Origin of the sequence: Rhodococcus sp. PvR044 (assembly GCF_040548995.1) — a bacterium.
Lineage (GTDB): Bacteria > Actinomycetota > Actinomycetes > Mycobacteriales > Mycobacteriaceae > Rhodococcus_G > Rhodococcus_G oryzae.
In genome coordinates, this window is sequence record NZ_JBEPSX010000021.1 from 22,083 (window position 1) to 42,306 (window position 20,224).

Sequence of the window (20,224 nt, forward strand, 5' to 3'; positions counted from 1 at the left end):
GCAACCGCGGCATCACGGCCCTTCCCCGACGCATGCCAGCATCTCACCTGGAGGGCCACGCGGCCAGGAAACCGGGCCATCGCGCGGCTCGGCGTTGTCGGCGCTGGCCCAGAGCCGCTGGTGCGTCCGTTCCGCCGGCCTCGGTCGCGGGCCGCGACAGTGCCGTGGGAGTTCGCGGCTGCGTGGTCACCCAGCCCGCGATGTCCCGACGGGCCGCCTTCTCGACGAGCAGGGGAACGAAGTCGCGCACCTTGCCGTCGGCGAAACGCTGGTGGATCGTGCGTACGGTGTGCTCGATGTCGATCGGCGATATGGACGGGTAGCGAGCGGTCAGACGCGCGATGACCTGTTCGACTTGAAGCAGTTCGTCATCGCCGGTCATGGACTCATGGTCTGCCCGATTCTCCACCGCGGTCAAGACTCGAAAAGGACTCGAGACAGGCACGGTTCACTCCGCGGACGCTTCCCTGGCTCGCGGGATTCGATCTTCGAATCCGCGATGTAAGCGGTGCGGGAAGCGGACACTGGGGACATAGCACCATTCGGTTGCGAGGAAGGGGACCGTCATGTCTGAGAAGTCGCCGGCCGAACAGGGAATCGCTGCGGGTACGTCGATGGGGGCGGCCGTCATCCTGGTGACCGTTGGCATCATCCAGTTCTTCCAGGGGATCGCCGCGGTGGCCGAGAACGAGGTCTTCGTCGTCGGCATCGACTACACCTACAAGTTCGACCTCACCACGTGGGGCTGGATCCACATCGTGCTCGGCGTGGTGGTGGCGGCGATCGGTGTCGCGCTGTTCACGGGGGCCGGTTGGGCGCGGATCGCGGCGATCGTGATCGCGGCGATCTCGATCATCGCCAACTTCATGTGGTTGCCGTACTACCCGTGGTGGTCGGTGCTGATCATCGCCCTCGACGTGGTGGTGATCTGGGCGGTGTCCACCTGGAAGCCGCAAGCAGTCTGACCCGGAAACACGGTCTGACCGGAAACACGGTCTGACCGGAAACACAGTGGAAAGCAGGACAATTCGGTGACAAGTCCGACAGCAGGGCCGCGCACCTCGGTGCCGCGGCCCTGCTGTCGGCGAACCTGGTGAAGTCCTGGACGAGCACCGCACACAAGGACGGCCGAGGGAGAACCCGGTGGGCAAATCCAAGGACAAGAAGTCCGAGAAGCGCTCCGAGCAGACCGGTCGGCAGCCTGCCGAGGCCGGCGAGTTGATCGATTCGTCGGCCGAGGAGCACGCCCCGCCGATGACGAACAAGGAATACCGCCGCCATCTGAAGGTGCTCGACGCCGAGCTGGTCGCGCTGCAGGAGTGGGTCAAGTCGACCGGGGCGAAGGTCTGCATCGTCTTCGAGGGCCGCGATACCGCAGGCAAGGGCGGGGTGATCAGGGCGATCACCGAGCGGGTGAGCCCGCGGGTGTTCAGGGTGGTCGCCCTGCCCGCCCCGACCGAGCGGGAGAAGTCGCAGATGTACTTCCAGCGGTACGTGCCGCATCTGCCCGCCGCCGGGGAGGTCGTCATCTTCGACCGCAGTTGGTACAACCGGGCAGGCGTCGAACGGGTCATGGGTTTCTGCACGGAGGACGAGGCCAGGAAGTTCCTCGAGCTCATCCCCGTGGTCGAGCGCGTGATCGTCGAGTCGGGGGTCATCCTGCTCAAGTACTGGCTCGAGGTGAGCGAGGAACAACAGACGCTGCGCCTGCAGAGTCGCATCGAGGATCCGCGGAAGATCTGGAAGCTCTCCCCGTTGGATCTGAAGTCCTACAGCCGCTGGTATGACTACTCGCGGGCCCGTGACGAGATGTTCCGGTTCACCGATTCCGGCTTGGCGCCCTGGTTTGTCGCGCTCAACGACGACAAGAAGCGGGGGCGGCTCAACATCATCAGTCACCTGCTCAGCCAGATCCCGTACACCCCGCTCGAGCGTCCCGACGTCACCCTGCCGAAGCGGCAGGACCCCGGCGGATACCGCGCACCGGCTCTGCCGTTGCACTGGATTCCCACTCCTTACTGACGTTTCCGAGTACCCGGCGAGGAGCAGCGGTCATGGCCACCACGGAACCAACACCGGACCGGGTGCACACACGCACCACCGCCGAATCCGAAGCGACCTGGTTCGCCCAGGACGCGGACGCCGTCGTCGCGGCGCTCGACACCGACCCGACGTCGGGCCTGACGGACGGCGAGGTCGACGCGCGGCGGCGGCGGTACGGCGGCAACGAGATCGCGGCCGAACCCGCACCCTCGACGTGGTCGATCGCCCTGCTGCAGCTGAAGGATCCGATGAATCTGATGCTGGTCGCGGTGGCCGTCGTCAGCGTGATCATCGGCGAGGTGCCGACGGCGCTCGTGGTGGCGGCTCTCGTGGTGCTCAACATCGTGCTGGGCACGCAGCAGGAACTGAAGGCGCGCGCCAGCGTGGACGCGCTCGCGAAGATGCAGACGCCGCAGGCCCGGGTGATCCGCGGCGGGACGCTGACCGAGCTCGACGCGACCGAACTCGTCCCTGGCGACATCGTCGCGCTCGAGGCGGGCGACATCGTCCCCGCCGACGGCCGGCTGTTGCGGTCGGCCACCCTCGAGACCCAGGAGGCGGCGCTGACCGGTGAGAGCGCACCGATCGCGAAGGATCCCGGGACGCTCGACACCGCAGACGTCGCCCTCGGCGACCGCAACAACATGGTGTTCCAGAACACCTCGGTCACCCGCGGCACCGCCACCATGGTGGTCACCGAGACCGGCATGCGCACCCAGATGGGCCTGATCGCGTCGATGCTCTCGGCCGTCGCACCGAGCAAATCCCCCTTGCAGCGCGAGCTGAACGCGCTGACCAAGGTGCTGTCCGTCATCGCATGGACGGCCGTGGCGATCATCGTGATCCTCGGTGTGCTGCGCGGGCAGAGCCTGACGACGCTCCTGCTGCTGGGCATCTCGATGGCCGTCTCGGCCATCCCGACCGGTATGCCGACGTTCGTCCAGGCGATGCTGGCCTACGGGGCGCGCCAGCTCGCCGACGCGAAGGCGATCGTGAAGAACCTCAACGACGTCGAGACCCTCGGCGCGACGAGCGTGATCAACTCCGACAAGACCGGCACCCTGACCATGAACCAGATGACGGTGCGCTCGTTGTACTTTCGCGGCCGGTGGTTCACGGTGGACGGCGAGGGCTACGGCAAGGCCGGGACGATCGCCCAGGTCGCGGGCGAGGCGGTGCCGGACTTCACCCTGCTCGCCTACGGGCTGTGCCTGGACAGCGACGCGACCGTCTCCGACTCCGGGGAGGTGGTCGGCGATCCGACCGAGGCCGCGCTGGTGGTGCTCGCGGCCAAGATCGGGGTCGACGCCCCGCTCACCCGGCGGACGTACCCGCGCGTCGCCGAGGTGCCGTTCGATTCCGCCTACAAGTTCATGGCGACCTTCCACCATCTTCCGGTTCGCGGCAGTACCCGGTTCGCGGAGCTGGTCAAGGGCGGACCCGACGTGGTCCTGGCCCGCTGCGCGACCGCGTTCGTCCCCGGCGGGGAGACGGTGCCGCTGGCCGAGGTTCGGGACGAACTCGTGGCCGCCAACCGCGCCATGTCGGAGAAAGGGCTTCGCGTGCTGGCCTTCGCCACCCGGCTGCTCGACGGCCAGGAGGCGGCCGTGACCGCGGACCCGATGTCGTTCGTCGAGGACCTCACGTTCGTCGGCATGGTGGGGATCATCGACCCGCTCCGGCCGGAGGCGATCGACGCCGTGCGCACCGCCCACTCCGCGGGCATCGACGTCCGGATGATCACCGGCGACCATGCCATCACCGCATCCGCGATCGGCGCCGAGCTGGGACTCGGGCCGGGCGCGATCGGCGGCGCCGAACTCCAGGCCATGACGGACGAGGAACTCGCGGCGGCCCTGCCGGAACTCCACGTCTTCGGCCGCGTCACGCCGCAGGACAAGCTGCGCCTAGCCGACATCATGCAGCGGGGCGGCGCGATCGTGGCGATGACCGGCGACGCCGTCAATGACGCCGCCGCGCTGAAGAAGGCCGACATCGGGGTGGCGATGGGGTCGGGGAGCGAGGTCACCAAGCAGGCCGGGCGGATGGTGCTGACCGACGACAACTTCGGGACGCTGGTCACCGCGATCCGGTTGGGTCGCGGCATCTACGAGAAGATCGTGTCGTACGTCCGCTATCAGATGGCCAAGCTGTTCGCGATGGTGCTGTTGTTCCTCGTCGCGAGCGTGTTCGACATCAACGACGGCATCGCCCTCACCCCACTGATGGTGCTGTTCCAGAACTTCTTCATCACCCTGTTCCCGGTCGCCGTCATCATGCTCGACCCGCTGCCTGCGGACCTGATGAGCAAACCGCCCCGGGATCCGAAACTCCCTATCGCACACCGGAAGGCGTTCATCCAGTGGCTGGCATACGGGGTCCTACAGTTCGCCGTCACCCTGGCGGCGATGCTCGTCGCCCCCGGCCCGATGAGTCCGACCGAGGCGAGCGTGCCGATGACGATGGCGTTCGTGGTGCTGTCGATCGGGTCGGTCCTCAGTGGCCTGGTCATGAGGCGCGATCCCGAATCCGGTCTCGCCGCTCCCGTGCTCGGTGCGCTGAAGATCCTCTCCATCCCGATCATCGCCACCGTGTTCGCGGTCGAGCTCGGCTTCCTCCAGGATCTGCTCATGACGACGTCCCTGACGGGTGGACAGTGGCTCGCCTGCATGGGTTGGGCGCTGATCATCCCGGTCGTGATCGAGACCGAGAAGGTGATCCGGCGTCGCAGGCGTCGACTCTCGGGGCCACCGGAACTCCTGTCCGCCGCCGTCGCGGTCGACCCGGCGCGGGCACGCACAGCCTGACCACGTCACCGCGATCGGCCGAGCACGGCGGGCGGAGTTTGGTGCTTCAATTGATGCATGTGTAGGTGGATGGCCTACTCGGGAGAGCCGATCCTCGCGGAGGACCTGCTGTTCCGGCCTGAACACTCCCTGATCGACCAGAGCCTGCACTCCCGCCTCGGCGCCACGACCACGAACGGCGACGGCTTCGGCATCGGCTGGTACGGCGAGGGCACCGAACCGGCGGTGTTCAAGAGCATCGAACCGGCCTGGAACGACTCGAATCTGCGCGAGATCGCCGGCCACGTGCGCACCCCGCTGCTCTTCGCGCACGTGAGGGCCTCGACCGGGACCGCGGTGCAGCGCAGCAACTGCCATCCGTTCCGGCACGGGCGCTGGTTGTGGATGCACAACGGCGCCCTCGGAGGATTCCGCGAGACCCGGCGCGACCTGATCACCGCGATCGACCCGGCACTGTTTCCCGATCTCGAGGGTTCGACCGACTCCGAGACGCTGTTCTTCCTCGCGCTGACCTTCGGCCTCACCGACGACCCCTTCGACGCCGTCGCCCGGGCCGTCGGTCTCGTCGAGGATGTCGGCCGGGCCCACGGGGTCGACGATCCGGTCCAGATGACGGTCGCGACGACGGACGGCGAATCCACCTGGATTTTCCGCTACTCGACCGCGAGGCAGTCGAGGTCGCTGTTCTTCTCGACCGAGATCTCCAGGCTGCGGGATCTGCACCCGGAGGTGCCCGTCCTCCATCAGTTGGGCGGGGAGACCCGGTTCGTGGTCTCCGAACCGTTGCGTGACCTGCCGGGCGCGTGGAACGAGGTGATGGAGTCCTCGGCCGGGGTGGTCAGGCCGGGACAGGACGAGCTCCGCGCGTTCCGTCCGATCGCACCCGCCTGAGACAAACGCCCGTGGAACCGGGGCCGTGCGCGCCCGGCATCGGGTGCCGGGCGCGACGGTCCTACTCCCGGGAGGAGATGGCCGCGACCGGATCCGCGCGGAGCCTCGCGCGGGTCGGTATCGCGATCGCGATCAGTCCCAGCGTCACCGTCGCGGCGATGATCGCGGCGTAGGTGACGGGGGAGATGGCGGGGATCGGCTGCCCGGAGACCCCGAGGCTGACCCCCACCAGCGGCGGCAGTGCGATCAGCGTGCCCACCACCGACGCGATCGTCACCACCATCACCGCCTCGGCGCGCATCATCGCGCGCACCTGCCTGCGGCTCGATCCGACCAGGCGCAGCAGCGCGAACTCCCGGCCCCGCTCGGCCGTCGCCATCACGAGGGTGTTCACCACCGCCACCGCCAGGTAGGCCAGCAGCACCGACAGCGCGATCAGGCTCGTCCAGGACTGCGCGCTGCGCTCGGATTCGCCCGCCGCGCCGAGCCCGTCCCGGTCGGTGACGGTGTAGCCCGCCGCGGCCAAAGCGGCGCCGACCTCGGATTGTCTGCCGGGCTCGGCCCGCACCAGGATGCTGTCGTCCAGCCCGCTCGTGGTGTGGGCGCGCACCACCTCGTTCGCGAAGGTGACATCGCCGAATCCGAGTCCGCGCCCGTAGGTGGCGACGACGGTCGGGCTGACCGCGGTGCCGTCGCCGAGGTGCAGCGTGGCAGTCTCTCCGACGCCGACTCCCAGCGTCTGGGCGGTGTCGCTGCTCAGCGCCACCGTGTCCCGCCCGGCCAGCGCGTCGAGGCTGCCGGACTCGACCTGGAGATCCATGGTCGCGACCGTCGCGGCCGGGTCGATGCCCTGCGCCGCGTACCGCTCGGTGGTGGTGGACTCGCCGTCGAAGCGCGGGACGTACACCTGGCTGCGGGCAACGGGATTCGCCGCCTCGACGCCGGGTGTCCGGCCGATCGCGTCGACGACGGCGGGGGACAGCCCCGACCCGGTGCCGGTGACGAGGAAGTCCGCTACGACGCCCTCCCTCGACTGGGTGGCGGCCTCCGCCGCGACGGTGGTCTGGACGAAGATCTGTACCGATCCGATCGCGATCGCCAGGGCGAGTGGGGTGATGGCGGCGGCGAGGCGGCGGGCGTTGCCGCGGGTGTTCGCGGCCGCCAGGAACAAGGCCGGCGATCCCGATCGGCGGAGCGGCCCACCGAACGCGGCCACCGCGCCGCTGACCAGACGCGGTCCCAGCAGTCCCACCGAGATCATCAGCAGGACAGCGGCGCCCCCGGCGCCCGCCAGCGCCGCCTGACCCGGGACAACGGCGGGCAGCAGCGAGATCACCAGGCCCGAAGCGCCGAGGACCTGCCCGGTGACCATCCGCCCGCGGCCGAGCCTGGCCGGGGTCGCCGACGCCTCCGCCAGCGCGTCGACCGGATTGATCCTGGCGGGCCTGCGCGCGGCGACGGCCGCCGCCGCACGGGCGGTGATCAGGCTCAGTGCCACGGCCGCGACGGCGGGCAGCGGGCTGAAGGCCAGCGCGAAGTCGGCGGGCAGCAGTCCGGCCGCCGCGAAGCGAGACCGGAGGTAGTCGGCGAGGACGAAACCAGGGACGGTGCCCGCGACCGCGGCGACGCCCGCGACCAGCATCACCTCACGCCCGACGAGCCGGTGGATCTGACCCGGAGTCGCACCGACCGCGCGGAGCAGTGCGAACTCGCGCCTGCGCTGGGCGATCGACAGCGACAGGGTGCTGGCCACCACGAACATCGCGATCATCACTGCGGTCCCGGCGAACGAGATGCCGATCATCACCAGCTCGGTACGCGCACTGCCCGCGTCGAGGAACTCCGCGTCGCCGCGGGCCCGTCCGGTGTAGGTCTCGACCTCGGGCACTCGTTCGCGGATCCGTTCGGCCAGCGCGTTCGCCGAGACGCCGTCGGCCGCCGTGACCCCGATGACGTCGACGTTGCCCGGACGCGGTGACAGCGAGGAGACCTGGCCGTCGGACAGGAACACGTGCGCGGCCCGGTCCGGGGTTGGGTTCGCGCCCGCCACCCCGACCACGGTGTAGTCGTCGGCGATGCCGCCGTGCGCCAACGAGATCCGGTCGCCGATGCGGGCGGGCTCGGCGTCGTCCACCACGACCTCACCCGGACCGTTCGGTGCCCGTCCCTCCCGGATCTCGTACGGGGTCAGCGCGGCCGAGCCCCAGCCGTGCGCCTGCACCGGCCTGCCCGACCACGCGAGCGGAACGCTGATGTCGGGGACCGCGCGCGCCACCCCGGGAACCGACGCCAGCTCGTCCGCGACGCCCGCGGTCAGCGGGGCCCGCTCCGCGAACGGCTGGTCGACGTCCTCCTTGACCACGAGCGACTGCCTGCCGCCGACGATGACGTCCGCGCCGGCGTAGCGCTGCGGCTCGATGCCGCCGCGGATCCCGGACTCGATGAGGACCCCGAGCCCGGTGACGAGCATCGAGGCGAACAGCACCGCGACGAACATGCCGACGAAACCGCCTCGGTGTGCGCGGATGTTCGCGCCTGCAAGCGATCTCATCGGGTCACCACTCCCCGAGGTGGGTCATGTGGTCGGCGACCTGCTGGGCGCTCGGCCGGTCCAGGTGACCGACGAAGGCGCCGTCGGCGAGGAACAGCACCCGGTCCGCGTACGAGGCGGCGATCGGATCGTGGGTGACCATGACCACGGTCTGCCCGAGTTCCTCGGCGGTGCGGTGGAGCAGTTCGAGGACCTGGCGGCCGGTCCGCGAATCCAGCGCGCCGGTCGGCTCGTCGGCGAACACGGCATCGGGCCGGGTCACCAGGGCGCGCGCGATCGCGACCCGCTGTTGCTGGCCGCCGGACAGCTCCGCGGGCCTTCGCCCGCGCAGATCTGCCAGGCCGACCGCGCCGGTGACGAAGTCGAGCCAGCCTGGGTCGGTGCCGCGGCCCGCGAGCAGCAGCGGCAGGGTGATGTTCTGCTCCACCGAGAGCGCGGGCAGCAGGTTGTACGCCTGGAAGACGAAGCCGACGTGATCGCGCCGGAACACGGTCAGCGCCTTGGACTTGAGCCGGGAGATGTCGGTGTCGCCGAGCCACACGGACCCCGAGGTCGGCTGATCGAGGCCGGCGGCGCAGTGCAGGAAGGTGCTCTTGCCGGAGCCCGATGGGCCCATCACGGCGGTGAAGGCCCCTCGGGGCAGGGTGAGGTCGATGCCCCGCAGCGCGGTCACCGCGGCGGGACCGGACCCGTACCTCTTGGTGACCTGCTGGAGTCGGAGGGCGGCGACGGGCGGGCTCAGAACCTGTGTGCTCATGGATGACGACGCTATGGACGGCAGCGTCGGCGGACGATCCCGCGCGCTACCGAATCCATGGTGTGGCTGGCTATACCGACACCTCCGCCGGGGTGCGGCATGCTGGGGGCATGGCGAGGACCGGGCGGCTGCGGAGCTGGTGGCGCGCGCTGCGCTACCTGGTGGCGGAGGGCGTCGCGGGCATGGTGTCGATGGCGCTGCTGGTCGTCGGGCTGGTGCTGGTGGTGTTCCTGCTGTTCGGGCCTGGCTGGCTGCTGGCGCCCCGGGCGGTGGGGCTGTTGCGGTGGTGGACGGGGCTGGCCCGGCGTCGGGCCGGGTGGTACTCGGGGGAGGAACTGTCCGAGCGATACCTGCCGATCCCGGCCGACCCGACGTTCGAGGACCTGCGGCGGCTGGTGACCGCGGCCTCGACCCGGCGCGACGCCGCCTGGGTCGGGGTGCACGCGCTGATCGCTCCCGCCGCGGGCCTGTTCGCGCTCGCGTTCCCCGCCGCGGCCGTCAATTCGCTGCTGATCCCGGCGTATTGGCAGATGATGCCTGCCGACGAGCCGGTGACCAACCTCTATCCGGTGACCTCGTGGTGGGGGGCCGCGGCGATGCCGCTGGTCGGTGTCGCTTACGGCGCGCTGTCGCTGTGGCTGACCCCGCTGATGGCGCGCGGGATGTGCTGGTTGGCCGCGCGGCTGCTGGCGCCGACCCGGGAATCGCGGCTGGTGGAGCGGGTGAGCGCGCTGACCGCGAGCCGCGCGGCCGCCCTCGACGCGCACGCCGCCGAGCTCCGCCGGATCGAACGGGACCTGCACGACGGTGCCCAGAACCGGCTCGTCGGGGTGGTGATGATGCTCGGCATCGCGGAACGGTCGCTGCGGACGAACCCGGAACAGGCCCTGCCGCAGCTGCTTCGGGCCCAGGACGCGGCCGCCGACGCGCTCGCGGGCCTGCGCACCATCGTGCACGACATCTACCCGCCGATCCTCGACGAGCTCGGGCTCGAGGGTGCGGTCTCGGCGCTGGCGGGCCGGAGCGCGGTGCCGTGCGTGCTGGACGTGGGCGGGCTGCGCCGCGCGCCTGCCGCGGTGGAATCGGCTGCGTACTTCGTGGTGGCCGAGGGACTGACCAATGTCGTAAAGCACGGCGGAGCGAGCGGGGTGACCGTCCGCCTGCATACGGCGGACCGGGGTTCCGGTGAGGTGCTGCGGATCACGATCACCGACGACGGGTACGGCGGAGCGGTCGAGCGGGCGGGCGGCGGGCTGAGCGGGATCCGGCGCCGGGCCGAGGCCTTCGAGGGGACGATGGAACTGGCCAGCCCCGAGGGCGGCCCGACGTCGTTGACGGTGGAACTGCCGTGCGGGGCGTGAGGGCAGCCGTGGGCTACCGTCGGTTCACCATGAGACTGGAGGCGCCGTGCGGATCGTGATCGCTGAGGATGACGCACTCCTTCGGGAGGGCCTCGCGCTGTTGCTGCGCGGGGAGGGCTTCGAGGTCGTCGCCGCGGTGGACAACGCCGAGTCCTTCCTGGAGGTGCTGGACTCCGCGGACGCCGCGGTGCTGGACGTCCGGATGCCACCGACCTTCACCAACGAGGGGCTCAAGGCGGCCGAGGAGGCGCGACGGCGCAGGCCGGGGTTCCCTGTGCTGGTGCTCTCCGCGTACGTGGAGGACCGGTACGCGGGTCGGCTGCTCGCCGAGGGCGCGAACGGGATGGGGTACCTGCTCAAGGAACGCGTCGGCCGTGTCGCCGAGTTCACCGACGCGCTGCGCCGGGTCGCGGCGGGCGGCACGGTGATGGATCCCGAGGTGATCTCGCAGCTGATGAGCCGCAGGCGGTCGGACGACCCGATCCGCTCACTGACCCCGCGCGAGTCCGAGGTGCTCGGCCTGATGGCCGAGGGCCTGGACAACGGCACCATCGCAGGCCGGCTCGTGGTCAGCGAGACCGCGGTGAGCAAACACATCGGCAACATCTTCGCCAAGCTCGGGTTGTCCGCGTCCGACAGCGGGCATCGACGGGTGCTGGCGGTGCTGGCCTACCTGCGCGGCTGAGCGGTTGCGGCTTCGCCGCCCGTGAGTCCTTCTGGTCCCCCTGCGGGCCAGAAGGACTCACGGGCGGGTCTGCCGTTCGGGGGCGATATCAGGGTAAATCCGGATGCGCCGAACGGTTCTCGCACCATAGGGTCGGGGTATGAAATCTGCTGCGATCGCGGTCGGTATCTCGGTCCTCCTGCTCGCCGGATGCTCGGACACCTCGGATCCGGTGGTGGTCAACAGCTTTCCCAACCGTGCGGCGGTACAGGCCGACCTGGACGAACTGGTCCGCTCGACCGTCGGCGGCGCGGTGGCCACCCTGTCCGTTCCCGGCGAGACGGTGGAGCTGCGCAGCGGGGTGGGCGACCGGGTCACCGCCGAGCAGATCCCGGACGGCGCACAGGTCCGGATCGGCAGCGTCACCAAGACATTCGTGGCTGCGATCGTGATGCAGTTGGTCGACGAGGGGAAGATCGAGCTCGATGCCCCCATCGATCGCTACCTGCCCGGCGCGCTGGTCGCGGAGGGCGTCGACCCGGGCGCGATCACGGTCCGGCAGCTGCTCCAGCACACCAGCGGGCTGCCCGAGTACTCCGATGACCCGCGCATCACACAGACCTATCTCGGCAGCGGCGAACGGTTCACCCGCCAGGATCTGCTCGCCATGGCGATGGCGCACCCCGCGCAGTTCCGCGCGGGCGAGCGGATGAAATACACCAACACCAACTACCTCGTGAACGGAATGCTGGTCGAGAAGGTCACCGGGAACACGGTCGAGGACGAGCTCGCGAGCCGGATCACCGGGCCGCTGGGCCTGACCGACACCTACCTGCCCGGCACGGGGGAGAAGCAGATCCGCGGACGCCACCCGTCCGGCTACGAGGCGGACGGGGACACCATCGTCGAGATGACGGCGACCGAGCCGTCCGGCCCGTGGGCAGCCGGCGCGATGGTCTCGAGCGGGGCGGACCTGACCGCCTTCCTGCGGGCGCTCATGGAGGGCCGGCTCACCTCGGAGGCGTCCTGGGGTGCGATGACCAGCACCGTCCCGATGGATCAGCCCGGCATGTCCTACGGGCTCGGGTTGATGTCGGCGACACTGTCGTGCGGCAAGGTCTTCTGGGGGCACTCCGGCGACATCCCGGGGTTCCACACGCTCTCCGGCGCGACCGAGGACGGCCGGGCCGCGGCGATCACCGTCACCCAGGCGCCGCCGCAGGAGGTCGACACCCTCGCCCTGCTCAGCCATGCCCTCTGCTGATTCGCACGACTGCGCGTCAGTGCATGACGGCGGCGATCTCGCGGGCGGTGACCCTGGCCAGCTCGACGAAGAAGGGCACCCGTTCGGGGATCATCAGCTCGGTCGGCCCGCGCAGTCCCAGCGCGAACCGGGCGAGGCCGTCCACGCCGACAACCGGGACGCCGATCGTCCGGTAGCCGACGGCCAGCTCCTCGTCGTTGAAGGCATAGCCCCGCTCGCGGGTCAGGGCCAGCTCCTTGCCCAGCTCCTGCGGCCCGGGAACCGAACGCGCCGTGCCCGTTTCGTAAGGCAGCCGACCCAGCTCGTCGTCGGTGACCAGGGACCAGGCCAGCAGCGCCTTGCCCAGTGCGCTGGCGTGCAGCGGCAGCCGGACGCCCTGTAGCTGGTGGCCGTCGGCCTCCCGCCACCGGCTGGTGCCGAGCAGCACGGCGTCGTTGCCGTAGCGCGTCGCGATCGACGCGCTCGCGCCGGTGGTGGTGGCGAGCTGCTCGAGGTGCGGCTCGGCGAGATAGATGCGGTGCTGCCGGTAGGCGATCTGGCCGTACTCCGCCAGTGCGCCGCCGAGGCGATACCGGCTCGAGTCCGCGTCCTTATCGAGGAAGCCGGCGTCGACGAGCGCGGCGAGCAGCCGGTGCGTTGTGCTGACCGCGAGCCCCTGGAGGCGGGCCACCTCGGACACCCCGAGCTCGTCGCCGCCGCGGAAGCAGCCGAGCACCGAGAGGGCACGGGCGACGGTCTGCACGGATCCGGTCGCCGGGGGCGTGAGGTCTGAGGAGGTCTCCACGTCGCGACGCTAACACGCGCGGCCGGTGTGGACGCTTTCCACTATTCGGAAAATCTGCGATCTGAAACGGCGAGGAATGACCGAATCCTGCAGTGGGCGTCTGTCAATACTTCCAATCAGCAGAAAACTATACCTAGTCGATGGGGTTTGGCTCGCCTAGTTTTCGGGGCGTAGATCGATCAGCCTCTCGAACAGGAGCCCCCCGATGTCCCGCAACCGCCGACTTCCCCGAGCGCGCCTCGCGCTCGCGCTTCTCCCCGTCGTCGCCCTGGTTGCCGCCTGCGGGTCGGATTCCGAAGGCACCGCAGACGCCGCCGGCTCCGCCGAGCCCACCTTTGTCCTCAAGGTGACCGACCCGGGCAACGCCGGACCGCTCGCGGTCGGCAAGCGGGACGGCTCGTTCGACGAGGCGCTGGCCCCCCTCGGCGCGAAGGTCGAGTGGGTCAAGGCACCGCCCGCGTTCAGCGCGAACCTCAAGCTGTTCAACGCCGGTCAGCTCGACGTCTCCGGCGGTGCTTACAGCCCGGTGGTCGGCGCGCTGTCCAAGGACGTCGCGGTGCGGATCATCGCCGTCGCGGACCCGGTCGACCAGGACCAGAGCGGCATCATCGCGTCCCCTGGCTCGGGGGTGAAGGAGGTCAAGGACCTCGTCGGCAAGCGCATCGCGGTGAACCCCGCGGGCAAGGGCGAGTACATCACCCTGAAGGCGTTGCGCCGGGCCAACATCCCGTTCGACCAGGTCGAGCGGGTGCCACTGCAGCCGTCCGACGCGGCGTCGGCCTTCTCCACCGGACAGGTGGACGCGTGGGCGTCGTTCAACGACCCGTACCAGGAGGCCAAGGCCCGCGACGGCGTGGTCGAGATCGCCACCGAGGCCAGCATCGACTCCAAGGACAACACGATCGTCGCGTTCCGCACCGCGGTCCTCGAGGAGCGCCCCGACGTCGCGGCCAAGTACCTCGAGACCCTGCAGGCGCTGACCGAGCGGCAGCGCAGCAACCCGGAGGACTACCAGAACGTCTTCGAGAAGGCGGGCCCGCGGGCGCTGTCCGGGGACCGGCTCGAGCGGGCGGTCGATCTCGGCCGCCGGGCCTCGGTCCCGCACTACCCGACCGCGGCCGACGAGGCGGACCTGCAGGAGGTCGCCGACCTGTTCTTCCAGAACGGGGTGACCACCCGCGCGCTCACCGCCGGGGATGTCTTCTACCCCTTGCAGTCCAAGGTGGACGCGACCGCTCAGGTCCAGTCGGCCCCGACGAAGACCGGGAACTGACATGGCGTTGCTGAGCCCGCCGAGGGCGCGGGAGGAACGCGGCGGGCCCACCACACTGGAGCTCGAGGCGCCGCGGTACCGCGCGGGTCGCGCCCGGCCCGCCTGGGTGTCGATCCCGTTGCGGTTCCTGGTGCCCGCGCTGATCGTCGCGGCCTGGTGGATCGGGTCGGCCACCGGTGCGATCCCCGAGGAGATCCTCGCCGGACCGCCCGCGGTGTGGCGCGCCTTCACCGAGCTCTACCAGACCGGGCAGCTGGTCGACTTCTCCATCGCCTCCTTCAAGCGGGCCGCGGTCGGCGTGTTCTTCGGCGTCCTGATCGGCCTGGCGTTGGGGGTGCTCTCCGGACTGTCCAGCCTCGGTGAGGAACTCATCGACTCCACGATGCAGATCAACCGGGCCATCCCATTCCTGGCGCTGGTGCCGCTGTTCATCGCCTGGTTCGGCATCGACGAGACCTTCAAGGTGCTGCTGATCGCGGTGGCCACCGTCGGCCCGATGTACGCCTACACCTACCTCGGCGTCCGCAACGTGGACCGCAAGATGGTCGAGGCCGCCCAGAGCTTCGGCCTGCGGGGATGGCGGCTCGTGTTCGGCGCGATCCTGCCCGCCGCGCTGCCCGGGGTGCTGATGGCGCTGCGAATCTGCCTGTCCATCAGCATCACCGGTCTCATCGCCGCCGAACAGGTCGGCACCAGGGAGGGCATCGGCTACCTGGTGACGCTGGCGCAGGAGTACAACCGCACCGACTACATGGTGCTGTGCGTGGTGCTCTACGCGGTGCTCGGCCTGATCTTCGACGGCATCGTCCGCGTCATCGAGAAGTTCGCGATGCCGTGGCGGGGACAGGTGGCGGTCCGATGAGCGCCAACGACACCGCGTTGCCGCCGCTGGCTGTGCGGGAACGCACCGCGACGGCGGCCCGCGACCGGCGGGCGGGCGAGCCCGTCGCCGTCTCGCTGCGCGGGGTCCGCAAGGCGTTCGGTGACAAGACCGTGCTGGACGGCGTCGACCTGGAGATCCACCGCGGCGAGTTCGTGGTGCTCCTCGGTCCGAGCGGCACCGGCAAGACGACGCTGTTGCGGCTGCTCACCGGCCTCGAAAGGCCGGACGCCGGAGAGATTCTGGTTCCCCGGCAGCGCACCACCGTCTACCAGGAGCCGCGGCTGATCCCGTCCAAGCGGGTGCTGGCCAATGTCACCGTCGGGCAGCGCCGGACCGCACAGAACCGGGACCGCGCCGCCCGCTCGCTGGCCGAGGTGAACCTGGAGGCCAAGGCGCGGCAGTGGCCGGCCACCCTGTCCGGCGGCGAGGCGCAGCGCGTCGCGCTGGCCAGGGCACTGGTCCGCGAGCCCGAGCTGCTACTGCTCGACGAGCCGTTCGCCGCGCTCGACGCGCTGACGCGGCTGCAGATGCAGGATCTGGTCGGCGATCTGGTGGCCCGGCACCGTCCCGCGGTGCTGCTGGTCACGCACGACGTCGACGAGGCCGTCCGCCTGGCCGACCGGGTGCTGATCCTCAACGAGGGCAGGTTCGCGGTGGACGTCGACATCGACCTCGCCCGGCCCCGCGACCGCACCGACCCCGAGTCCCTCCGCTACCGCGCCGCGTTCCTCACCGAGCTCGGTGTCGGCCGCACCGCTTCCCCCACAACCACTTAGGAGCCCGAGATGACCGCAGTAGTCGACACCGCCCTCGACACCCTCTGGTACACCCGCTGCCCCGTGCCCACCGCGAGCGGCCTCGCGCACAGCCTCGGCTGGCTGGGGGAGACCGCGGCGGAGGCGGGCGTCGGCCTGGGCGTCCTGCAGGACGCCGGCCCGGAGCTGGCCGTCCGCCACTTCGACCATCAGCTGCTCGGCCTGGTCCGCGAGGGCGGCAACGTGCCCGCGATCGCGGCCCGCGCGCAGGGCTCGCCGACCCGGCTGATCGGGCTGACCTGGATCGACGAATCTCAGGCCATCCTCGTCGGGCCGGACTCCACGGTCGCCGGCGCCGCCGACCTGGCGGGCTTGCGGATCGGGATCCCTGCCTGGGCGCAGGACCAGGCGCGCAGCTTCCCGCGCGCGATGGCGCTGCACGGCTTCGCGAACGCGCTCCGCCTGGCCGGGCTCACCCTCGCCGATGTCGTCGCGGTCGAGGTGGAGGTCGAGCGGAACCCGCAGGTGCGCAGCGCTGTTCGCGACGGGCGGCGCAGCACCACCTGGGGTGTCGACGAGCTGCTGCGCGGCGAGGTGGACGCCATCTACGTCAAGGGCGCCCGCGCGCAGGAGGTGGCCCGCGAGCACGGCCTGCGGGCCGCGGTGGACCTCGACGCCACCGACGCGAAGCGGCTGCGGGTCAACAACGGCACCCCGCGCCCCATCACCGTGCACGCCGACCTGCTCGAGTCCCGGCCCGAGCTGGTGGTCGGCTTCCTCGCCCAGAGCCTGCGTGCCGCGGACTGGGCAGCCGATAACCTGCACCGCGTCCGCGAGGTGCTCGCGCGCGAAACCCTGTCCGGTCCCGAGGGAGTCGCCGCCGCGTACAAGGAGGGCTTCCACAAGGACCTGCACCCGTCGCTGTCGGACGAGCGGGTCGAGCTGATCGGGATCCAGAAGCAGTTCCTCTACACCCACGGGTTCCTGGCCGCCGACTTCGACCTCGAATCCTGGGTGGCCCGTGAGCCCCTGGAGCAGGCGCTGGAGCTGCTGGCCGCCGGAAAGGTGCCGTCATGACCGAGTTCCTGTGGCGGCTGCCCTCGCAGGGGGACGGCAGGCACGCGTCGCCCGGCTCGCGCAACCGCGGCGGCTTCGGCGGACCGCAGGTGCCCACCGTCGCGACCGATGTGCGGCCCGGCAACTTCGGGCCCTTCGACGACCTCGCGCAGGTGGTGCTCGCGGCCGAACTCTCCGGGCTCGACGGGGTGCTCGCGCCCTACGACCCGCTCGGCGAGGAGTCGTGGATCGTCGCAGGCGGCGCCCTGCGCGACACCCGGCACTCGAGCGTGATCGTCGAGTTCCACCCTTCCTTCGGCACCCCCGTGTACGCGGCGAAGGTGTCCGCGACGCTGCAGCGGCTCTCCAGGGCCCGGCTGTCCTGGCGGCTGCGGGTGGAGACCGACGAGGCCGACGCCCGCGCCCGCGGGGACCGGGTCACCGGCGTGGACCGGTACACCCGGGCCGCCGAGTTCCTCACCGTCGCGCGCGGGGTGTGGAACGAGACCCCGGTCGCAGGAGCCGGATTCAACGGCACCGGATTCGACTTCGACGGCGAGTACTTCGACGTGATCGACGGCGGGTTCCGCGGCATCCTGGCCGGGCTGCCCTTCCCGACCGTCTACCTGTCCGGGGACTCGGAGCAGGCGCTCGAGCTGTCCGCGCGGCACGGCGACGTGCACCTGTTCACCGAGACCGTCGACGGGATCGCGGCATCGGTGCGCGAGCTGCGGAGTCGGTCGCAGGCACTGGGCCGCACGGTGCGCGCCGGGCTGGAGCTGCCGATCATCGCCCGCGAAACCGAGGAGGAGGCCTGGGCCCGCGCCGAGCGGCAGTGGCACGAGGTCCACGACGACGGTGTCGGCGCGCGTTCGCTCGACCTCGGTGGCGGGCGCTGGGCCGGCTTCACCGAGATCGGCTACGACCAGCCGATCGGCCTGGTCGGCAGCTATGAGCAGGTGGCGCAGCGACTCTCGGAGTACGTCGACGCAGGCGTCGACAGCCTCGTGCTCGACGGCCGCCCGCACATCGAGGAACTGCACCGCACCGGCGAACACCTGCTGCACCTGGTCGATCCGGCCGGACGCACCTTGGCGAGTCAGGAGGCCACCGCATGAGCATCGACTTCTACTGGCGCATCGGGATGGAGGGCGACCACGCGTCGCTGCGCACCCCGCGCCGATACAACCGCGGCGAGGCGAACGGCCACGGCCCCGGCAACATCGCGCCCGCGATCCGTGGCGGAGAACTCGACGGCTACGGCTACATCGACCACATGGCGGCGGTGGCCAAGGCGTCGGAGTCGGCCGGGTTCCTCGGCGGCCTGCTGCCCTCGTTCCCGGTCACCGAGGACCCGTGGGCGGTGGCGGCGGCGCTGGCCCGCGAGACCACCACCTATCGGTTCATGGTCGCCTTCCAGCCCGGGTTCCTGCATCCCGTGCAGGCGGCGCGGATGTCGGCGAGCCTGCAGCGGGCCACCGGCGGCCGGCTCGTCTACAACATCATCAGCGGCGGCGGGGGACCGGCGCAGCTGTGGTGGGGCGACAAGGTGAACCACGACGACCGGTACGCGCGCACCAGCGAGTTCCTCGACGTGCTGCGCGGCGTGTGGGACGGCGAGCCCTACGACCACGACGGCCGGTTCTTCCAGACCGAGGGGGCCGCGCTGCCGCCCGGGCTGGCAGGCCAGCCGTTCCCGGAGGTCTACTTCTCGGGTTCGTCGGCCGCCGCGGTCGGGGCCGCCGGGCTGCACAGCGACTACTACCTGTCCTGGCTCGAACCCTTCGGCGACCTACGCGCCAAGTTCGATGGCGTCCGCACCCACGCGGAGAAGCTGGGCCGCACACCGAAGTTCGCGGTCCGGATCGACGTCGTCGCCCGGCACACCGAGGAGGCCGCTTGGGCCGAGGTGGAGAAGGGCTGGGCGTTCGTCGACCGCGCGGCCGCCAACCGGGCCGCCCAGGGTGACTCCGTCGGCGCGGCCAGGATCAAGGGCTGGGTGCCGGAGACCATCACCGGCTACCGCGATCTCGAGGTGCAGCCGAACGTCTGGGCCGGGTTCAGCCTGATCCGCGGCGGTCCAGCCTTCGGCCTGGTCGGCAGCTACGAGCAGGTCGCGCAGCGGCTCGACGAGCTGCGCGAGCTCGGCGTCGACGCGTTCATCCTCGCGGGCAACCCGCACCTCGAGGAGGCCTATCGCGTCGGCGAGGAGGTCCTCCCGCTGCTCCAGGCGGCTCCGCCGCCCGTGCGCGCTTCACGAGTCCAGGGACTCGACAACCACGCACGGCTCCTCACCCCCTGACCAATTTCGAACTTCACCAGGAGAAACCCATGACCACCACCGAATCCCGTATCAGCGAGACCGTCGCCGCCTTCGTCGCGAGCGCCACCCGCGACGCCGAGAAGGCGTTCCGCGTCTTCCGCGAGACCGGCACCGTCTCCGCCAACGGCACCGTCAACTTCGTCGAGCGGGTGCCCGGCGAGGAGATCGCCGTCGCCCTCAACGAGCCCGGGCCCTGGGCCGACGACCGCACCATCGAGCCCGTCGTCGCGACCTTCGACGGCGAGGTGCTCTCCGGCCGCGGCTCCGCCGGCTTCGTCACCGGCTACGCCAAGGTGTTCCGTGAGCACCAGGAGATCACCTCGATCGTGCACGTGCACACCCCGTGGCTCGGCGGCTTCGCGCAGACCCACAAGAGCCTGCCGATCCGGTACGCGGCCTCGCAGCGGCTCACCCTGTCCCGCGAGATCCCGCCGCACATCGACCGCAGCATCGGCGCGGGCGAGTTCATCCTCGGCGAGCTGGTCCGCGACCCCGACCTGGTCGCGATCTTCGAGGCCAACGGCGGCGTCAACGTGATCGGCCGCGCGGGCCTGCTCGAGCTGGCCAAGTTCGTGGTGCTGCTCGAGGAGGGCGCCCAGTACCAGGCCATCGGCGAGTCCGTCGGCGGCACCGTCGAGTTCGACAAGACCAACCTCGTCGCCCAGTGGTCCCGCAGCGGTCTGGTCGACGAGGCCCGCCGCCGCGGACTCGTCTAGGTGTACTGCCCAGGGACGTTGGTCAAGCGGCTGAAGGGAACGTTCCTGCCGATGGCGGAGTGTTGCCGGTGGTGATTGTAGGTGTGCAGCCACGCC

At 70.6% G+C, this 20,224-nt stretch carries 17 protein-coding genes and 1 pseudogene; 14 read left to right on the forward strand and 4 right to left on the reverse strand.

Annotated features, from left to right (window positions below):
- Nucleotides 1-196: 196 nt before the first annotated feature.
- Nucleotides 197-382, reverse strand: a pseudogene (locus tag ABIC28_RS27010) (three-helix bundle dimerization domain-containing protein); the annotation flags it as partial.
- Nucleotides 383-566: 184 nt separating this feature from the next.
- Here ABIC28_RS27010 and ABIC28_RS27015 point away from each other — a divergent pair.
- The 4 genes from ABIC28_RS27015 (at nt 567) to ABIC28_RS27030 (ending at nt 5,741) form a co-directional block, all read left to right on the forward strand.
- Complete coding sequence (locus ABIC28_RS27015) at nt 567-965, forward strand: DUF7144 family membrane protein (protein ID WP_097214024.1); 399 nt, start codon at nt 567-569, stop codon at nt 963-965.
- A 253-nt stretch (nt 966-1,218) separates the two neighbouring features.
- A complete protein-coding gene (gene ppk2 / locus ABIC28_RS27020; RefSeq protein ID WP_245221600.1) occupies nt 1,219-2,022 on the forward strand; it encodes a polyphosphate kinase 2 in 804 nt (267 codons plus the stop codon).
- A gap of 32 nt (nt 2,023-2,054) precedes the next feature.
- Nucleotides 2,055-4,850 carry a cation-translocating P-type ATPase gene (locus ABIC28_RS27025; protein WP_354581787.1) on the forward strand — a complete coding sequence of 932 codons (2,796 nt, stop codon included), beginning with the start codon at nt 2,055-2,057 and terminating at the stop codon, nt 4,848-4,850.
- Between the two features lie 69 nt (nt 4,851-4,919).
- Nucleotides 4,920-5,741 carry a class II glutamine amidotransferase gene (locus tag ABIC28_RS27030; RefSeq protein WP_209927143.1) on the forward strand — a complete coding sequence of 274 codons (822 nt, stop codon included), beginning with the start codon at nt 4,920-4,922 and terminating at the stop codon, nt 5,739-5,741.
- 61 nt (nt 5,742-5,802) lie between these two features.
- Here the strand turns inward: ABIC28_RS27030 and ABIC28_RS27035 are convergent, their stop codons facing one another.
- Both ABIC28_RS27035 and ABIC28_RS27040 read right to left on the reverse strand, forming a co-directional pair.
- Nucleotides 5,803-8,292 carry an FtsX-like permease family protein gene (locus ABIC28_RS27035; RefSeq protein WP_097214027.1) on the reverse strand — a complete coding sequence of 830 codons (2,490 nt, stop codon included), beginning with the start codon at nt 8,290-8,292 and terminating at the stop codon, nt 5,803-5,805.
- A gap of 4 nt (nt 8,293-8,296) precedes the next feature.
- Nucleotides 8,297-9,049: an ABC transporter ATP-binding protein gene (locus tag ABIC28_RS27040; protein ID WP_097214028.1), complete on the reverse strand. Its 753-nt coding sequence runs from the start codon at nt 9,047-9,049 to the stop codon at nt 8,297-8,299.
- Nucleotides 9,050-9,159: 110 nt separating this feature from the next.
- Between ABIC28_RS27040 and ABIC28_RS27045 the strand changes: the two genes are divergently transcribed.
- From ABIC28_RS27045 to ABIC28_RS27055, 3 genes are all read left to right on the forward strand, one after another.
- Nucleotides 9,160-10,410: a sensor histidine kinase gene (locus tag ABIC28_RS27045; protein WP_209927142.1), complete on the forward strand. Its 1,251-nt coding sequence runs from the start codon at nt 9,160-9,162 to the stop codon at nt 10,408-10,410.
- A 46-nt stretch (nt 10,411-10,456) separates the two neighbouring features.
- Nucleotides 10,457-11,095: a response regulator gene (locus ABIC28_RS27050; RefSeq protein WP_027502323.1), complete on the forward strand. Its 639-nt coding sequence runs from the start codon at nt 10,457-10,459 to the stop codon at nt 11,093-11,095.
- 139 nt (nt 11,096-11,234) lie between these two features.
- Entirely contained in the window at nt 11,235-12,338 is a 1,104-nt protein-coding gene (locus ABIC28_RS27055) for a serine hydrolase domain-containing protein (protein ID WP_354581791.1), read from the forward strand.
- Nucleotides 12,339-12,354: 16 nt separating this feature from the next.
- Here the strand turns inward: ABIC28_RS27055 and ABIC28_RS27060 are convergent, their stop codons facing one another.
- Complete coding sequence (locus tag ABIC28_RS27060; RefSeq protein ID WP_269589989.1) at nt 12,355-13,122, reverse strand: IclR family transcriptional regulator; 768 nt, start codon at nt 13,120-13,122, stop codon at nt 12,355-12,357.
- A gap of 205 nt (nt 13,123-13,327) precedes the next feature.
- Between ABIC28_RS27060 and ABIC28_RS27065 the strand changes: the two genes are divergently transcribed.
- Genes ABIC28_RS27065 through ABIC28_RS27095 form a run of 7 tightly spaced genes read left to right on the forward strand, consistent with a single transcriptional unit; the run spans nt 13,328 to nt 20,128 of the window.
- Nucleotides 13,328-14,395 (forward strand): NrtA/SsuA/CpmA family ABC transporter substrate-binding protein, encoded by a 1,068-nt coding sequence (locus ABIC28_RS27065; protein ID WP_097214030.1) that lies wholly within the window; start codon nt 13,328-13,330, stop codon nt 14,393-14,395.
- 1 nt (nt 14,396) lies between these two features.
- Entirely contained in the window at nt 14,397-15,257 is an 861-nt protein-coding gene (locus tag ABIC28_RS27070; RefSeq protein ID WP_097214031.1) for an ABC transporter permease, read from the forward strand.
- Complete coding sequence (locus tag ABIC28_RS27075) at nt 15,254-16,054, forward strand: ABC transporter ATP-binding protein (RefSeq protein ID WP_209927141.1); 801 nt, start codon at nt 15,254-15,256, stop codon at nt 16,052-16,054. Before ABIC28_RS27070 ends, ABIC28_RS27075 begins: the two co-directional genes overlap by 4 nt.
- Before the next feature lie 9 nt (nt 16,055-16,063).
- A complete protein-coding gene (locus tag ABIC28_RS27080) occupies nt 16,064-17,110 on the forward strand; it encodes an ABC transporter substrate-binding protein (RefSeq protein WP_209927139.1) in 1,047 nt (348 codons plus the stop codon).
- Nucleotides 17,107-18,207, forward strand: coding sequence for an LLM class flavin-dependent oxidoreductase (locus ABIC28_RS27085; protein ID WP_209927138.1), 1,101 nt, complete (start codon nt 17,107-17,109; stop codon nt 18,205-18,207). Before ABIC28_RS27080 ends, ABIC28_RS27085 begins: the two co-directional genes overlap by 4 nt.
- Nucleotides 18,204-19,391, forward strand: coding sequence for an LLM class flavin-dependent oxidoreductase (locus tag ABIC28_RS27090; RefSeq protein ID WP_245221010.1), 1,188 nt, complete (start codon nt 18,204-18,206; stop codon nt 19,389-19,391). Before ABIC28_RS27085 ends, ABIC28_RS27090 begins: the two co-directional genes overlap by 4 nt.
- Before the next feature lie 29 nt (nt 19,392-19,420).
- On the forward strand, nt 19,421-20,128 hold the full coding sequence (locus ABIC28_RS27095; RefSeq protein ID WP_097214034.1) for a class II aldolase/adducin family protein: 708 nt from the start codon (nt 19,421-19,423) through the stop codon (nt 20,126-20,128).
- Nucleotides 20,129-20,224: the final 96 nt, after the last annotated feature.

Coding starts and splice junctions, on each gene's coding strand:
- ABIC28_RS27015 (WP_097214024.1), top strand. CDS start 567: ATGTCTGAGAAGTCGCCGGCCGAACAGGGAATCGCTGCGGGTACGTCG.
- ABIC28_RS27025 (WP_354581787.1), top strand. CDS start 2,055: ATGGCCACCACGGAACCAACACCGGACCGGGTGCACACACGCACCACC.
- ABIC28_RS27030 (WP_209927143.1), top strand. CDS start 4,920: ATGGCCTACTCGGGAGAGCCGATCCTCGCGGAGGACCTGCTGTTCCGG.
- ABIC28_RS27035 (WP_097214027.1), bottom strand. CDS start 8,292: ATGAGATCGCTTGCAGGCGCGAACATCCGCGCACACCGAGGCGGTTTC.
- ABIC28_RS27040 (WP_097214028.1), bottom strand. CDS start 9,049: ATGAGCACACAGGTTCTGAGCCCGCCCGTCGCCGCCCTCCGACTCCAG.
- ABIC28_RS27045 (WP_209927142.1), top strand. CDS start 9,160: ATGGCGAGGACCGGGCGGCTGCGGAGCTGGTGGCGCGCGCTGCGCTAC.
- ABIC28_RS27055 (WP_354581791.1), top strand. CDS start 11,235: ATGAAATCTGCTGCGATCGCGGTCGGTATCTCGGTCCTCCTGCTCGCC.
- ABIC28_RS27065 (WP_097214030.1), top strand. CDS start 13,328: ATGTCCCGCAACCGCCGACTTCCCCGAGCGCGCCTCGCGCTCGCGCTT.
- ABIC28_RS27070 (WP_097214031.1), top strand. CDS start 14,397: ATGGCGTTGCTGAGCCCGCCGAGGGCGCGGGAGGAACGCGGCGGGCCC.
- ABIC28_RS27075 (WP_209927141.1), top strand. CDS start 15,254: ATGAGCGCCAACGACACCGCGTTGCCGCCGCTGGCTGTGCGGGAACGC.
- ABIC28_RS27080 (WP_209927139.1), top strand. CDS start 16,064: ATGACCGCAGTAGTCGACACCGCCCTCGACACCCTCTGGTACACCCGC.
- ABIC28_RS27085 (WP_209927138.1), top strand. CDS start 17,107: ATGACCGAGTTCCTGTGGCGGCTGCCCTCGCAGGGGGACGGCAGGCAC.
- ABIC28_RS27090 (WP_245221010.1), top strand. CDS start 18,204: ATGAGCATCGACTTCTACTGGCGCATCGGGATGGAGGGCGACCACGCG.
- ABIC28_RS27095 (WP_097214034.1), top strand. CDS start 19,421: ATGACCACCACCGAATCCCGTATCAGCGAGACCGTCGCCGCCTTCGTC.